Below are 12865 nucleotides of genomic sequence, written 5' to 3'. Positions count from 1 at the left end.
CGGCCCCGGCGCCCGCCGACGCCGGCGGGACGGACTCCGGCCCGGGGGACGACGGATCGATCGAGCTGGGTGAGGTCACCGTGGGTGCGGACATGCCCAGGCCGTCGCTCGGTAACGCCGCCGCAGCCGGCCGGCCGATCCGGGTGAGCGTGATCGCCGCGGCCGCGCAGGGGCTGCCCAACCGCGTGGAATTCGTGCACGGCGCATACAGCAGTTACTCCTGGTTGTGCCAGCAGTTGCTGGAGGGCGCCGACGCACGCGTGCGGTTCGAACTCGTCGACCCCGCCCCCGGCGTGCTCGACTCCCCGGAACACGCCCTGCGCTACCTGATCACCCCCGCGATGGCGGAGCGCATCCGCATGCGCGACGGCACCTGCCGACATCCGGGGTGTTCGGTTCCCGCGGAGGACTGTGACGTGGACCATGTGATCGCGTTCAACACGAAGGATCCCGAACTCGGCGGGCCGACCACCGAGTGGAACCTCGTCTGCCTGTGTCGGAAACACCACCGGGAGAAGACGTTCGGGACCAACGCCTACAGGCCCGGCCCACTCGGCGAACTGATCATCCTCACCGACACCGGACACCAACACCGCACCAGACCCAAGGGCCCCTTGGCCCGTGCGCGCGACGCCATACGGGAACGCGAGTGGAACGCCTTCGCCGACCGGCTCATCAGCGCAGACGGTCACCTCACGAACCCTCCGGGCGCGGCCCGGGCGCGCGCACGGCCGGCCTGAGTGCCGGCGTGCACCGCCCTGGAGTGCCGCGATTTCACTGAGTGGCACAACCTGTTGTCCCGCGAGCCCGCCCGCGCGACACTTCCGTCATGACAGACAAGACCAAGCTCACCGCCGCGATCGTGGGGTCCGGCAACATCGGAGCCGACCTCATGTACAAGCTCGAGCGCAGCGAGTACATCGAGCCCAAATGGATGATCGGCATCGACGCCGAGTCCGAGGGCATGAAGCGCGCCGCCGACCACGGCCTCACCTGCATGGCGGGCGGCGCCGACGAGCTGCTCGCCTCCATCGAGGCCGGTGGCGAGAAGCCCGACCTGCTGTTCGAGGCCACCAGCGCGTACGTGCACAAGGCCTACGCGCCCAAGTACGAAGAGGCCGGCATCATCGCCATCGACCTCACCCCGGCCGCGGTCGGCCCGATGGTCATCCCGCCGGCGAACCTCCACGAGCACGTCGACGCCCCCAACCACAACATGGTCACCTGCGGCGGCCAGGCCACCATCCCGATGGTCCACGCCGTGTCCTCGGTTGTGCCCGTGGTATACGCCGAGATCGTCGCCTCCGTGTCCTCCGAGTCGGCCGGCCCGGGCACCCGCGCCAACATCGACGAGTTCACCGAGACCACCAAGTTGGCGATCGAGCAGGTCGGCGGCGCCAAGCGCGGCAAGGCCATCATCATCCTCAACCCGGCCGAGCCGCCGATGATCATGCGCGACACGATCTTCTGCGCCATCCCCGAGGATGCGGACCACGACCTCATCACCACCGCCATCCGCACGCGGGAGAAGGAGATCCAGGAGTACGTGCCGGGTTACCGCCTACTCCAGGAGCCGCAGTTCGACCCTCCCACCGAGATCACCGGCGGTATGGCCCGCGTCGCGATCTTCGTCGAGGTCGAGGGCGCCGGAGACTTCCTGCCGCCGTACGCCGGCAACCTCGACATCATGACCGCCGCCGCCACCAAGGTCGGCGAGGACATCGCCAAGACCAAGCTCGGAGTGTGACAGACATGGATACGACCAACCCGCACAACGCCCACGCCCGCGCCTATAGCGCCGAGCTCGACATCCGCATCACCGACTCCTCGCTCCGCGATGGTTCGCACCACAAGCGGCACCAGTTCTCCGTCGAGGACGTTCGCAACGTCGTCGCCGCGCTCGACGGCGCCGGCGTCCCGGTCATCGAGGTCACCCACGGCGACGGCCTCGGCGGCGCCTCCTTCAACTACGGCTTCGCCAAGTCGTACGACCAGGACCTCATCAAGGTCGCGGCCGAGACCGCAAAGCAGGCCAAGATCGCGTTCCTCACGCTGCCCGGCCTGGGTATCAAGGACGACATCCTCCAGGCCCGGGACAACGGCGGGTCGATCTGCCGCGTGGCCACCCACTGCACGGAGGCCGACGTCTCCATCCAGCACTTCGGGTACGCGCGCGACCTCGGCCTGGAGACCGTCGGCTTCCTCATGATGGCGCACACCCAGCCGCCCGAGGTGCTGGCGGGGCAGGCGCGGATCATGGCCGACGCCGGCTGCCAGTGCGTCTACATCGTCGACTCCGCCGGCGCCCTGGTGATGGACCAGGTCTCCGACCGCGTCTCGGCTCTCGTCGCCGAGCTCGGTGACGACGCCCAGGTCGGCTTCCACGGCCACGAGAACCTCGACATCGGCGTGGGCAACTCCATCATGGCCATCCGCGCGGGCGCCCAGCAGATCGACGGCTCCACCCGTCGGTTCGGCGCCGGCGCGGGCAACACGCCCGTCGAGGCACTGGTCGGCGTGTGCGACAAGCTCGGCATCACCACCGGCGTCGACTTCTTCAAGATCGCCGACGCCGCGGAGGACGTGGTGCGCCCGCTCATGCCGAGCGAGTGCGTCGTCGACCGCCAGGCCATGATGCTCGGCTACGCCGGCTGCTACTCGTCCTTCATGAAGCACGCCGAGGGCCACGCGCAGCGGTACGACGTGCCGGCCTCGGAGATCCTCCTCCGCGCCGGTGAGCGTCGACTCGTGGGCGGCCAGGAGGACCAGCTCATCGACATCGCGCTGGAGATCCAGAAGGAGCGTGCGAACGCCTGATCCTCCCGGCCTGCAGCCGCGCGCCCCGGATGACCCCCGGAATGCGCGGCTGCTGGCGGTTCAGGGGGCGGTGTCGCCGCCGTCCGCCCAGGCCACGACCGGGTCGAGGGCCGTCTCGTCGACGAAGTGCAGGGGCTCGCCGGACAACAGCATCCGCGCGGCGGGCGTGTCGGGGGTCCTGCGCAACTGGCGGCGGAGCGCGGCCATGAGGGTGCGGTCGACCCAGTTGAGCCGGGCTGGGTCGAGGTCACCTCGGACGTGGAAGGTGGTGACGGCCCGGCCGGTGGCGGTGATCAGGCGGGCGGAGAGGGAGCCGCGCCCGGGGTCGTCCGCGGGGGAGAGCGCGACGACGACGAGGGCGACCCGCCCGGGAGCCGAGCGGATAGCCCGGATGATCCGACGTCGCCCGAGGATCCGGGTCGCGTAGACGGGCGCGAGCAGGATCAGCGGGTCGGCGTCGGATGCGGGGGCGAGGTCGGTGAGCTCGACCGCGGGCGCGCCGAGTCGCCTCCCGAGCGCGGTGGCGTAGCGCCGGGTGGAGCCGTACCTGGAGGTGAAGGCGACGACGGGGCTGGTCACGCCACCGAGTCTGCCAGCCCCGGCTGGATTCCGAGCGGGCTCACTCGGAGTACGACACCTCGACGCGGTCGGTCTTGGGGAGGAGTTGGCAGCTCAGGACGTATCCCTCTTCCACTTCTTCGGGGTCGAGGATCCCGTTGTGCATCATCTCGACCTCACCGGACTCGAGGATGCAGGCGCACGCCGAGCACTCGCCCTTCCGGCAGGAGAACGGTGCCTTGATCCCCTTGGAGAGCAGGACGTCGAGGAGCGGGGTCTTGCGGGGCCAGGAGACCTCGTGGACCTCGTCGTCGAGCTCGACGATCGCGGTCGCCGGGCCGGCGCCGTCCTCGTCGGCCGACTCGTCGATGACGATCTCGGCGAACGGGTCGCCCTCGATCGAGGAGAACACCTCGGTGTGGATGAAGTGCATGTCGGCGCCCGAGCGGCGGAGCCCGTCCTTGACGGTCTCCATGAACGGCGCCGGTCCGCAGATGTAGGAGTGCCGCTTGGTCGCGACGGGCTGGAGGAGGTTGCCGATCATCTCCGCGGTGGGGATGCCGGAGACCGACTCGAGCCAGTGGAGAACGGTGAGGCGGTCGGGGTTCTCCCGCTGGAGGCGCTGCAGCTCGTCCTTGAAGATGACCGACTTCTCGTCGCGGTTCGCATAAACCATGACGATGTGGCCGGTGCCCTGGGCGAGGGCCGACTTGAGGATCGACATCACGGGGGTCACGCCCGAACCCGCGGCCAGGAGGATGAAGTCCTGGTCGAGATTCTTGGGCGTGAAGATGCCGGACGGGGCGAGCACGTGCATGCTCATACCGGCCTCGGCGTTGTCGCACAGCCAGTTGGACCCGTATCCGTCGATCGTGCGCTTGACGGTCACCTTGAGCCGGGCGTCCTCGGTGGGGGAGCTCGACAGGGAGTAGCAGCGCGCGACGGATCCGGTCCGCTCACTGGGAACTCGCAGGGTGAGGAACTGTCCGGGGGTGTACCGGAAGTCGTCCTCGCAGCCGGCGGGGATGTCGAAGACGATCGACTTGGCTTCGGCGGTCTCCTCGATCACCTCGGCGATCGTGAGCTCGCGCACGAAGGAGCCGAGCGGGGGATTTTCGGTCATGGATCGGGAGCCTATCGCTTGGATACGCGCGGACGGGTTTCTGCGCACTGTCCCAGACGACGGCGACCTCCTCCGGGCTGTTCTCTCCTCGGGGAAGTCGCCGGACGTCGGGGTGTTACTCGGGGACGTAGAGCGGGTTCACCATGTGCTCGTCGTCGGCCGGGTCGACGCCCTCGGCGATGGTCAGCAGACCCTCGGCGTAGGCGTAGCGGATGCTCGCGAGCATCCGGGGGCACGTGTCCTCGCCATCGGGCCGTGCACCACCCTCGCGCCACTCGTTGAGGACTGGGCAGTTACGGTCGCCGCCCTCCGTCCACTGGATCGAGGTGTGCTTCTCGCTGTTCTTGCGCACGGCCACGCTGGTGCCACACCTGCGGCACTCGACGGGCTGGAAGCCGGCCCGCGTGTAGGTCTCGCGATCCAGGTCGGTGTACTCGTGGAGCCGCGCGGCGCGCGCCGGGTCGGTCTCGTCCCAGGTGGGCGCGCGCCGCGAATCGTTCTTCTTGAACATCAGTTCTTCGACGGGGCCGCGCCCGCCTCGCCGGCGACCTCGGCCATGCCGGTGTACTGGGTCTGCTCGTCGGAGATCTCCGCCTCGCCCGCCGCCTGCTTGCGCATGTTCTCGGCGACCTCGCTCTCCCAGTACTGGTTGGCCGCGGTGGTGTCGACCTCGAACTCGAAACGCTCCTGCATCTCGGGCTCGACCTTGTCGCGGTCCACGTAGAACTGCTCGTACCAGCGGCGGAGCTGGTAGACGGGGCCGTCCTCCTCGCAGAGGAGGGGGTTGGCGATCGAGGACTTGCGCTGCCAGATCCGGACGTCCTGGAGGAAGCCCTCGCCGAAGAAGGTCGCGATCTTCGCCGCCATCTTCGCCGACGTCTCGTCGTCGAAGCCCTGCGGCTTCTTCACCGAGAGTCCGTACATGAGCACGAACGAGTTCTGGTCGGTCGGGTAGTGGCAGTTGATGAGGATCGCGTCGGTGACGAAGTCGCCGTACATCTGCTTGAGGGGGTTGATCATGTATGCGGGGCCGAAGTACGAGGCCTCGGACTCCAGGAGGGTGTCGCCGTACTTGCCGCCGGACGGGTCGTGGTCCGGACGGCCCTTGGTGTTGAGGTACTGGGTCGCCGTCTGGCCCTCGAAGACGTTCTTGAAGTACGTCGGGAACGCGAAGTGGATGTAGTAGAAGTGGGCCATGTCGACGACGTTGTCGACGATCTCCATGCAGTTGGAGCCCTCGATGACGAGGCGGTTCCACTCCCAGTCGGTCCACTCACCGGTGTCGTACTCGGCGATCACCGGGATGGCGTCCTGCTCGAGGGGCGGGTTGCCCTCGTGGTCGTGCCAGACGAAGACCTGGCCGGACTGGACGTTGGTGATCCACGCGCGGGTCTTGGCGCGCAGGGGAACGCGCTTGGCGTAGGGGATGCCCTTGCACTTGCCGTCGCCACCCCAGCGCCAGTCGTGGAACGGGCACGCGATGTTGCCGTCCTTGATCGAGCCGTCGGACAGGTCGCCGCCCAGGTGGCGGCAGTACGCGTCGAGGACCTTGATCTCGCCCTCGTCGTCGGCCCACACCACGAGCTTGGTGCCGAAGGCGTGGATGGAGTGGGGCTTGCCGTCGGAGAACTCCTTGACGGTGCCGATGCAGTGCCAGCCGCGTGCATATCGATCCCGGGCCTTGCCGGTATCGATCTCGCGGGCGGCTCCGGGGGCTGAGCCGGGTGCGGTCATGATTCCTCCTGAGGGGCGTGAGCCGGATGAGAACAGGTTATAGAATGGGCGGGCAGGCCACAACCAGGGTGCGTAAGTGCTGGCACAGGGTGCCAGAAGCTCTTGCTCGGCGGCGGTTGCCTGGTGCAAAACTGTAACGTGTTCTAGTCTAGTCCGCATCACCCCCACGAACGCCAGAGAGGTTCACATGAGCGAGTACGCCTCCCACGAGGTCATCGACCGCATCACGGCTCTGCTGCCCGGTTTCGCCGAGCGGGCCCAGGAGACGGAGGACCTGCGCAAGGTCCATCCCCAGAACATCGCGGAACTCGACGAGGCCGGCTTCTTCAAGCTGTGCCAGCCAGCCCAGTGGGGCGGGTACGAGGCGGACATGGAGACCTTCTACACGGCGGTCAAGACCATCGCGACGGCGTGCCCGTCCACCGGGTGGTGCGCGAGCATCCTCGGTATCCACAACTGGCACCTCGCGCTCTTCCCGCAGCAGGCGCAGGAGGACGTGTGGGGCGAGGACCCGACGGTGCGGATCTCGTCCTCGTACGCGCCGATGGGTGCGGCGAAGAAGACCGCCGACGGGTTGGTGCTCAACGGCAAGTGGTCCTGGTCCTCGGGTTCCGACCACGCCGACTGGGTCTTCGTGGGCGGCCCGGTGCTCGACGACAACGGCAAGATGGTCGACTTCTGCACGTTCCTGGTCGAGAAGTCCCAGTACGAGATCCTCGATGTCTGGCACGTCGCCGGGCTCAAGGGCACCGGCTCCAACGACATCCTGGTCAAGGACGCACTCATCCCGGAGCACCGCGTACTGTCCTTCGGTCTCATGGCGGCCACCAAGAGCCCCGGGCTCGAGGTCAACACCAACCCCATCTACAAGATGCCGTGGGGCACCATCCACCCCACCACCATCTCGACGCCGATCGTCGGCATGGCGTTCGGCTGCTACGAGGTGCACCGCGGGCACCAGCGTGAGCGCGTGCGCGCCGCGTTCGGCACCGCGGTCAAGGACGATCCGTTCGCCAAGGTGCGCCTGGCCGAGGCGGCCGGTGACATCGACGCGGCGTGGCTGCAGCTCATGCGCAACGTGCGCGAGGAGCAGGACATCATCACCGCCGGCGGGTACCCGGACATGGAGCTCCGCACGCGCGCCCGCCGCGACCAGGTCCGGGCCACGCAGCGGTCGATCGACGCCATCGGTCTGCTGTTCCAGAACTCCGGGGCCCGCGCCCTGGAGGAGACCTCGCCGATCCAGCGATTCTGGCGGGATGCCAACGCCGGGCGGGTCCACGCCGCCAACGAGGCCACCAAGGCGTACATCATGTATGGGCAGAACGAGTTCGGCGAAAAGGTCACCGACTCGATGGTCTGATCCGCCTCACGGATCGAAAGGACTGGCAATTATGGCGATCAGCAATTTCGGGTATGTCCGGGTCTTCGCCACGGACATGGCCGCCTGGCACGAGTACGGCACGAAGGTGCTGGGTTTCGTGGTGGGATCGGGCGATGATCCCGAGTCGCTCTACTTCCGCATGGACGATCATCCGCACCGGTGGATCATCGTCCCCGGCGAGGAGGACACGCTCTCCGCGGTGGGCTGGGAGTGTGCGAACGAGGGCGAGTTCGAGGACGTCAAGCGGCGCCTCGACGCGGCCGGTGTGCCCTGGGAGGACGCCCCGGCCGAGGTGGCGCGCGACCGCAAGGTGCGGGGGCTGATCACCTGTCAGGACCCGGCCGGGTTCACGCTGGAGATCTACCACACCATCGCGCTGCAGCACCGTCGCATCCCGACGCCGTACGGGCACGAGTTCGTCACCGGCGACCAGGGTGCGGGCCACATCGTCCTGTCCACCCCGGACGAGACCGCGGCGCTCGAGTTCTACCGTGACGTCCTGGGGTTCACGCTGCGTGACTCGATGAGCCTGCCGCCGGAGATCGTGGGCCGACCGGCCGACGGCGAGCCCGCGTGGCTGCGGTTCCTCGGCTGCAACCCGCGGCACCACTCGCTGGCGTTCACCCCGTTCCCCAACCCGACCGGGATCATCCACCTGATGGTCGAGGTCGGTACCGCGGACGACGTGGGGCTGGCGCTGGACCGGGCGACGCGCAAGAAGGTGAGGATGTCGGCCTCGCTCGGCCGGCACGTCAACGACAAGATGCTGAGCTTCTACATGAAGACGCCCGGAGGCTTCGACTGCGAGTACGGCTGTGAGGGCGTGCAGGTCGAAGACGACGAAAAGTGGGTGGCGCGTGAGTCGACGGCCGTGAGCCTGTGGGGCCACGACTTCTCCGTCGGGTTCAAGTAGCCGCCTAGGCTGGGCCTTGCAGACAGTTGACGAGCCGAAAGTCCAGGGAGGACGACCCACATGAGCAGCACCGACGAGAGCCCGGAGGGCCAGTCCTTCAGCAGCCGTGAACTGCGTGACGCACTGGGACAGTTCTGTACGGGGATCACCGTCATCACCGCTGTCGAGGACGACAAGCCGGTGGGTTTCGCCTGCCAGTCGTTCTCGGCCCTGTCGCTCGAGCCGCCGTTGGTGCTGTTCTGCCCGATGAAGACCTCGGGTTCGTGGAAGGGGATCGAGAAGGCGGGACGGTTCGTGGTGAACATCCTGTCCGAGGACCAGGAGGACGTCTCCTCGACGTTCGGCCGCCGCGGTGACGACAAGTTCGCGCAGATCGACTGGTCGCCCAGCCCGCTGGGGTCGCCGGTGATCGAGGGCGTCATGGCGTGGCTGGACTGCGAGATCGACCAGGTCCTCGACGGCGGCGATCACTGGATCGTGCTGGGGCGGGTCGACAACCTCGGCCCGACCAAGCGCGACATCCGCCCGCTGCTGTTCTACCGCGGTGCCTACCTCAGCATCGAGGAGGACGTGGTCGATCCGACGCCCGAGCAGGAGGAGTTGGAGAACTTCATCACCTCCGCCGACTCCTACACGTGGCTGTGAGCGGGCCGGGCGGTACGACGGGACCGCTGGCGGGAGCGCTGGCGGAGGCGGAGGAGATCATCCGCTCGGCGCCGCACGTCCACACCGAGGAGGACGTCGCGGAGGGCCTGGACTACCTGCTGGGGACCATCCGGGGGGCCATCGAGACCGGCCAGCACCGCGGGCGCAGTCACCCCCAGCTGTTCCAGGCCACGGGCCCGTACACCAAGATGGGCCTGGACAACCCGGACACGCTGTACTTCTACGCCAACCTCACCGACGGCGCCGAGTATGAGATCGAGGGTCGGCGCGGTACCACCGCGGACCTGTCGTTCCAGGTCATGGCCGGGACGTATTCGGCCGACGAGCGCGCCGCGTCGCACGCGGCGTTCGACGACCGTGCGTTGGAGATCGACGCCGACGGCCGGTATCGCTTCCGATTGGGACCGGCCAGGTACGACGACGACGAGGGCGACGCCGGCTACGTGGTGCTCCACCCGGGATCGTCCATGATCGCGGTCCGCGAGGTGTACTCCGACTGGAGCCGTGAGGAGGCCGGGTCAGCGATCATCCGCAGACTCGACACGGTCGGCACCGCACCGGAGCCGGTGACGCCCGCCGGGCAGGAGAAGTTCTACGCCAAGCTCGCCGAGGCGCTCGTCGGGCGGCTGCGGACGTGGCTGGCGTTCCCGGAGTGGTTCTTCGGCGACCAGGCCCGCAACACGCTGAACGAACCGCGGCAGACGCCGGGTGGGCTCACCACGCAGTTCTCGTCCGCGGGCGTCTTCGAGCTCGGTCCGGACGAGGCCATGGTGATCTCTGTGCCCGTCGCCGGGGTGCCCTACCAGGGCTTCCAGCTGGGCAGCATGTGGTACGCCTCGCTGGAGTACGTGCACCACCAGACCAGTCTCACCGCCGACCAGGCGCACGTCACCTCCGACGGACTGATCCATCTGGTGGTCTCCGAGCGCGACCCGGGGCTGGCCAACTGGGTCGAGACGCTGGGCCGCCGCGAGGGCATCATGCAGTTCCGTTGGCAGCGGGTGGGAGATCCCATCACTCCGGAGCTGGGCCCCACCGTGAAGGTGGTGCCGTTCGAGCGGCTCGCCGATGAGGTGCCCGGGTACGAGGAGTTGCGGGTGACGCCGGAGCAGTGGCGCGAGCGGATCGCCGCCCGCCAGGACGCGTTCGCCCGGAGGAGGCTCTCATGACCGTCTCGGCCGGAGGCGACACCGACCGTGTGCATGTCGGCACCGTCGAGGACCTGCACGCCAGCGCCTCGCGGACGGTCGGACTCGAGGACTTCGGCGACGGCGAGGACGGGCACCGTGAGGCGCTGGGGATCCTGTTGGACTCCCTGCACTCCGACGCGGGCCTGACCCCGGCCGGCAGCAAGTACTGGCGGTCGGTCCTCAAGAGCGCGCTCACCGCCCGGTTGCTGGCGAACGCGGGATTCTCGGCGGACCCGGCCGGGGCGGAGGTGGCGATCGAGCGGCCCGTCGTCGTCACCGGGTTGCCCCGCACCGGCACCACGGCGCTGCACCGGCTTCTGGGCGCGGACCCCGCCAACCAGGGGCTCGAACTGTGGTTGACCGAGGTGCCGCAGCCGCGGCCGCCGCGCGAGAAGTGGGAGGACGACCCCGCCTACGTCGGCCTGCGGGACCTGTACTCCGGCTTCATGGCGGAGAACCCCGACTACGGCGGCGTGCACTACATCTCCGCGGACGACCTCGAGGAGTGCTGGCAGTTGCTGCGGCAGTCGCTCACGTCGGCGTCGTACGAGTGCCTGGCCCGGCTCGACGGCTACTCGCAGTGGCTGGCCGGCGCCGACTGGGTGCCCGCGTACCGGCGGCACAAGCGGAACCTCCAGCTCATCGGGGCGAATGATCCCGAGCGACGCTGGGTGCTCAAGAACCCGAGTCACCTGTTCGCCCTCGACGCGTTGCTCGAGGTCTACCCCGACGCGGTCGTGGTGCAGACGCATCGCGATCCGCGCAAATCCATGGCGTCGATGTGCTCGCTCGCGCACAAGACCGCCGCGGAATGGTCCACGCGGTTCACCCCGGAGTACATAGGTGAGTCACAGCTGGACTTCTGGGCGCGGGGCGTCGAGACCTTCGACGCCGCCCGCGCGCGGCACGAGGCGGACCCGACGTCACGGGCGACGTTCGTCGACGTCGATCACCATGAGCTGCTGGCAGATCCGGCCGGCGTGGTGAAGCGCGTCTACGGCGCCGTCGGCACGGAGCTGCCGGAGGACGTGCGCGCGGGCGTGGTGGCCGAGAACGACAAGAGCCTGTCCGGCGACCGCGCCCCCGCGCACCGCTACACGCTCGCCGACTACGGGCTCAGCGAGGAGCTGATCGCGGAGCGGTTCGCCGGCTACCGCGGCCTGGAGCGCTAGAGGTATCTGCGGACCGCGTCGATGATCGTCTCGGCCACGTCCTGCGTGCACACCAGCAGGTCCGGGAACTCGATCTGCTCGGTGTTGTAGACCAGCTCGGAGCCGTCCAGGGCGCTGGCGTGCAGGCCGCGTTGCTGCACCACGCCCACAGTGGCCGCGGAGTCCCACTGGTGGTGACCGCTGGTGTGGATGTACGCGTCGCACTCACCCTCGAGCACGGTGGCGGTCTTGCCGCCGCCGGATCCGAGGTGGACCAGGGAGGCGTCGAGCTCCTCGGCGAGTTCCTCGGCGAACGCGGGAGGCTCGGCCTCGGAGACGGCGATGCGCAGGCGGTCGTCCTCGCGGGGCGGCACCAGCGGTCCGGGCCGCGGGCCGCGGATGATCGACGTGGGTTGATAGGTGGTGGCGCCGCGCCCGGTGAGGACCCGGCCGTAGGCGGGCATGGCGATCGCGCACGCGGTGATGCCCCCGACACCCTCGGGGTCCTTCTCCCACAGGGCCACGTGGACGGCCCAGTCGGGGCGGCCCTCGGTCACGTAGGAGCGCACTCCGTCGAGGGGATCGACGAACCACACGCGGTCGGCCTCCAGCCGGGCGCGGGAGTCGGGGTCCCACTCGCCGAACACGAGGTCGCCGGGCCTCGCCACGGCCAGTCGGTCGATGATGACGGACTGCGCCTCGGCCTCGGCGAACGCACCGAGATCCTCCGGCGCCACCCGTGAGACCCGCAGGTCGGTGAGCAGGCGACCGGCCTGGGCCGCGAGGTCCTCGGCCGACCGCTGGTCGTTGGTCCGTCCGTGCGCGGGGAAGGGGCTCATGCGGGTGATTCTAGTGGCCCCGGCTACAGCCCCGCCGCGACCTCCAGGGCGGCGAGGAGTTCGTGCGGTTGTCCGAGCAGTTGCGCTGTCCCGTGGGCCCTCTTGAAGTACAGGTGGGCGTCGTACTCCCAGGTGATGCCGACGCCCCCGTGGAGCTGGATCGACTCCCCGGCGATCCACTGCAGGGCCTCGGAACAGTAGACCTTGGCCGCGGCGGCCTCGATCTCCGCGGCGTAGGCCGCCTCGTCGGCGGCGGGCCCGTCGCCGAGCGCCTGCGCCTCGGCGACGGAGGCGGCGGCGGAGTAGGACAGCGACCGGGCGGTCTCGACCTTGACGTACATGTCGGCCATCCGGTGCTTGAGCGCCTGGAACGACCCGATGACCCGGCCGAACTGCTTGCGCTCCTGCGTGTACTGCACGGTGGCGTCCAGTACGGCGCGGGCGGCACCGACCTGCTCGGCCGACAGTGCGGCCCACGCGGCGGCGCGCA

At 68.9% G+C, this 12865-nt stretch carries 14 protein-coding genes; 8 read left to right on the top strand and 6 right to left on the bottom strand.

Going from position 1 to position 12865, the window contains the following annotated elements; translation table 11 throughout:
• The 3 genes from G6023_RS00710 to dmpG all read left to right on the top strand — a co-directional run.
• Positions 1 to 740: HNH endonuclease signature motif containing protein (locus G6023_RS00710; RefSeq protein ID WP_472986408.1), on the top strand; the 740-nt coding region annotated here is incomplete at its 5' end.
• An 89-nt stretch (positions 741 to 829) separates the two neighbouring features.
• Entirely contained in the window at positions 830 to 1747 is a 918-nt protein-coding gene (locus tag G6023_RS00705; protein WP_182633829.1) for an acetaldehyde dehydrogenase (acetylating), read from the top strand.
• A 5-nt stretch (positions 1748 to 1752) separates the two neighbouring features.
• Positions 1753 to 2817 carry a 4-hydroxy-2-oxovalerate aldolase gene (gene dmpG / locus G6023_RS00700; protein ID WP_159147725.1) on the top strand — a complete coding sequence of 355 codons (1065 nt, stop codon included), beginning with the start codon at positions 1753 to 1755 and terminating at the stop codon, positions 2815 to 2817.
• Between the two features lie 60 nt (positions 2818 to 2877).
• Here the strand turns inward: dmpG and G6023_RS00695 are convergent, their stop codons facing one another.
• The 4 genes from G6023_RS00695 to G6023_RS00680 all read right to left on the bottom strand — a co-directional run bounded on the left by G6023_RS00695 (position 2878) and on the right by G6023_RS00680 (position 6232).
• Positions 2878 to 3396, bottom strand: coding sequence for a flavodoxin domain-containing protein (locus G6023_RS00695; protein WP_182633828.1), 519 nt, complete (start codon positions 3394 to 3396; stop codon positions 2878 to 2880).
• Positions 3397 to 3436: 40 nt separating this feature from the next.
• The gene (locus tag G6023_RS00690; RefSeq protein ID WP_182633827.1) at positions 3437 to 4498 is read right to left on the bottom strand and encodes a 2Fe-2S iron-sulfur cluster-binding protein; all 1062 of its coding nucleotides are present in this window, start codon (positions 4496 to 4498) and stop codon (positions 3437 to 3439) included.
• 115 nt (positions 4499 to 4613) lie between these two features.
• Complete coding sequence (locus tag G6023_RS00685; RefSeq protein ID WP_119192654.1) at positions 4614 to 5009, bottom strand: hypothetical protein; 396 nt, start codon at positions 5007 to 5009, stop codon at positions 4614 to 4616.
• On the bottom strand, positions 5009 to 6232 hold the full coding sequence (locus G6023_RS00680) for a 3-ketosteroid-9-alpha-monooxygenase, oxygenase component (protein WP_182633826.1): 1224 nt from the start codon (positions 6230 to 6232) through the stop codon (positions 5009 to 5011). The genes G6023_RS00685 and G6023_RS00680 overlap by 1 nt, the downstream gene beginning before the upstream one ends.
• 187 nt (positions 6233 to 6419) lie before the next feature.
• Here G6023_RS00680 and hsaA point away from each other — a divergent pair, with 187 nt between their 5' ends.
• From hsaA to G6023_RS00655, 5 genes are read left to right on the top strand one after another with little or no spacing between them, the layout of a single operon-like run.
• Positions 6420 to 7595: a 3-hydroxy-9,10-secoandrosta-1,3,5(10)-triene-9,17-dione monooxygenase oxygenase subunit gene (gene hsaA / locus G6023_RS00675; RefSeq protein WP_119192656.1), complete on the top strand. Its 1176-nt coding sequence runs from the start codon at positions 6420 to 6422 to the stop codon at positions 7593 to 7595.
• A 31-nt stretch (positions 7596 to 7626) separates the two neighbouring features.
• Positions 7627 to 8529 carry an iron-dependent extradiol dioxygenase HsaC gene (gene hsaC / locus G6023_RS00670; protein WP_154828961.1) on the top strand — a complete coding sequence of 301 codons (903 nt, stop codon included), beginning with the start codon at positions 7627 to 7629 and terminating at the stop codon, positions 8527 to 8529.
• A 60-nt stretch (positions 8530 to 8589) separates the two neighbouring features.
• Positions 8590 to 9174, top strand: coding sequence for a 3-hydroxy-9,10-secoandrosta-1,3,5(10)-triene-9,17-dione monooxygenase reductase subunit (gene hsaB, locus G6023_RS00665; RefSeq protein ID WP_132062675.1), 585 nt, complete (start codon positions 8590 to 8592; stop codon positions 9172 to 9174).
• Positions 9165 to 10364 carry a hypothetical protein gene (locus G6023_RS00660; protein WP_347570689.1) on the top strand — a complete coding sequence of 400 codons (1200 nt, stop codon included), beginning with the start codon at positions 9165 to 9167 and terminating at the stop codon, positions 10362 to 10364. The genes hsaB and G6023_RS00660 overlap by 10 nt, the downstream gene beginning before the upstream one ends.
• On the top strand, positions 10361 to 11557 hold the full coding sequence (locus G6023_RS00655; RefSeq protein ID WP_182633825.1) for a sulfotransferase family protein: 1197 nt from the start codon (positions 10361 to 10363) through the stop codon (positions 11555 to 11557). The genes G6023_RS00660 and G6023_RS00655 overlap by 4 nt, the downstream gene beginning before the upstream one ends.
• On the opposite strand, the gene G6023_RS00650 is transcribed toward G6023_RS00655, so the two are convergent.
• Positions 11554 to 12375 (bottom strand): inositol monophosphatase family protein, encoded by an 822-nt coding sequence (locus tag G6023_RS00650; protein ID WP_067711783.1) that lies wholly within the window; start codon positions 12373 to 12375, stop codon positions 11554 to 11556. The two genes, G6023_RS00655 and G6023_RS00650, sit on opposite strands and share 4 nt — an antisense overlap.
• A gap of 23 nt (positions 12376 to 12398) precedes the next feature.
• Positions 12399 to 12865 (bottom strand): acyl-CoA dehydrogenase family protein (locus G6023_RS00645; protein WP_241727586.1); only part of this gene is annotated, 467 nt, incomplete at its 5' end.

This window comes from Dietzia sp. DQ11-71, assembly GCF_014144995.1.
Lineage (GTDB): Bacteria > Actinomycetota > Actinomycetes > Mycobacteriales > Mycobacteriaceae > Dietzia > Dietzia kunjamensis.
This window is presented reverse-complemented; position numbering and strand designations above follow the sequence as displayed.

Coding starts and splice junctions, on each gene's coding strand:
- G6023_RS00650 (WP_067711783.1), bottom strand. CDS start 12,375: ATGAGCCCCTTCCCCGCGCACGGACGGACCAACGACCAGCGGTCGGCC.
- dmpG (WP_159147725.1), top strand. CDS start 1,753: ATGGATACGACCAACCCGCACAACGCCCACGCCCGCGCCTATAGCGCC.
- G6023_RS00655 (WP_182633825.1), top strand. CDS start 10,361: ATGACCGTCTCGGCCGGAGGCGACACCGACCGTGTGCATGTCGGCACC.
- hsaA (WP_119192656.1), top strand. CDS start 6,420: ATGAGCGAGTACGCCTCCCACGAGGTCATCGACCGCATCACGGCTCTG.
- hsaB (WP_132062675.1), top strand. CDS start 8,590: ATGAGCAGCACCGACGAGAGCCCGGAGGGCCAGTCCTTCAGCAGCCGT.
- G6023_RS00690 (WP_182633827.1), bottom strand. CDS start 4,498: ATGACCGAAAATCCCCCGCTCGGCTCCTTCGTGCGCGAGCTCACGATC.
- hsaC (WP_154828961.1), top strand. CDS start 7,627: ATGGCGATCAGCAATTTCGGGTATGTCCGGGTCTTCGCCACGGACATG.
- G6023_RS00705 (WP_182633829.1), top strand. CDS start 830: ATGACAGACAAGACCAAGCTCACCGCCGCGATCGTGGGGTCCGGCAAC.
- G6023_RS00685 (WP_119192654.1), bottom strand. CDS start 5,009: ATGTTCAAGAAGAACGATTCGCGGCGCGCGCCCACCTGGGACGAGACC.
- G6023_RS00680 (WP_182633826.1), bottom strand. CDS start 6,232: ATGACCGCACCCGGCTCAGCCCCCGGAGCCGCCCGCGAGATCGATACC.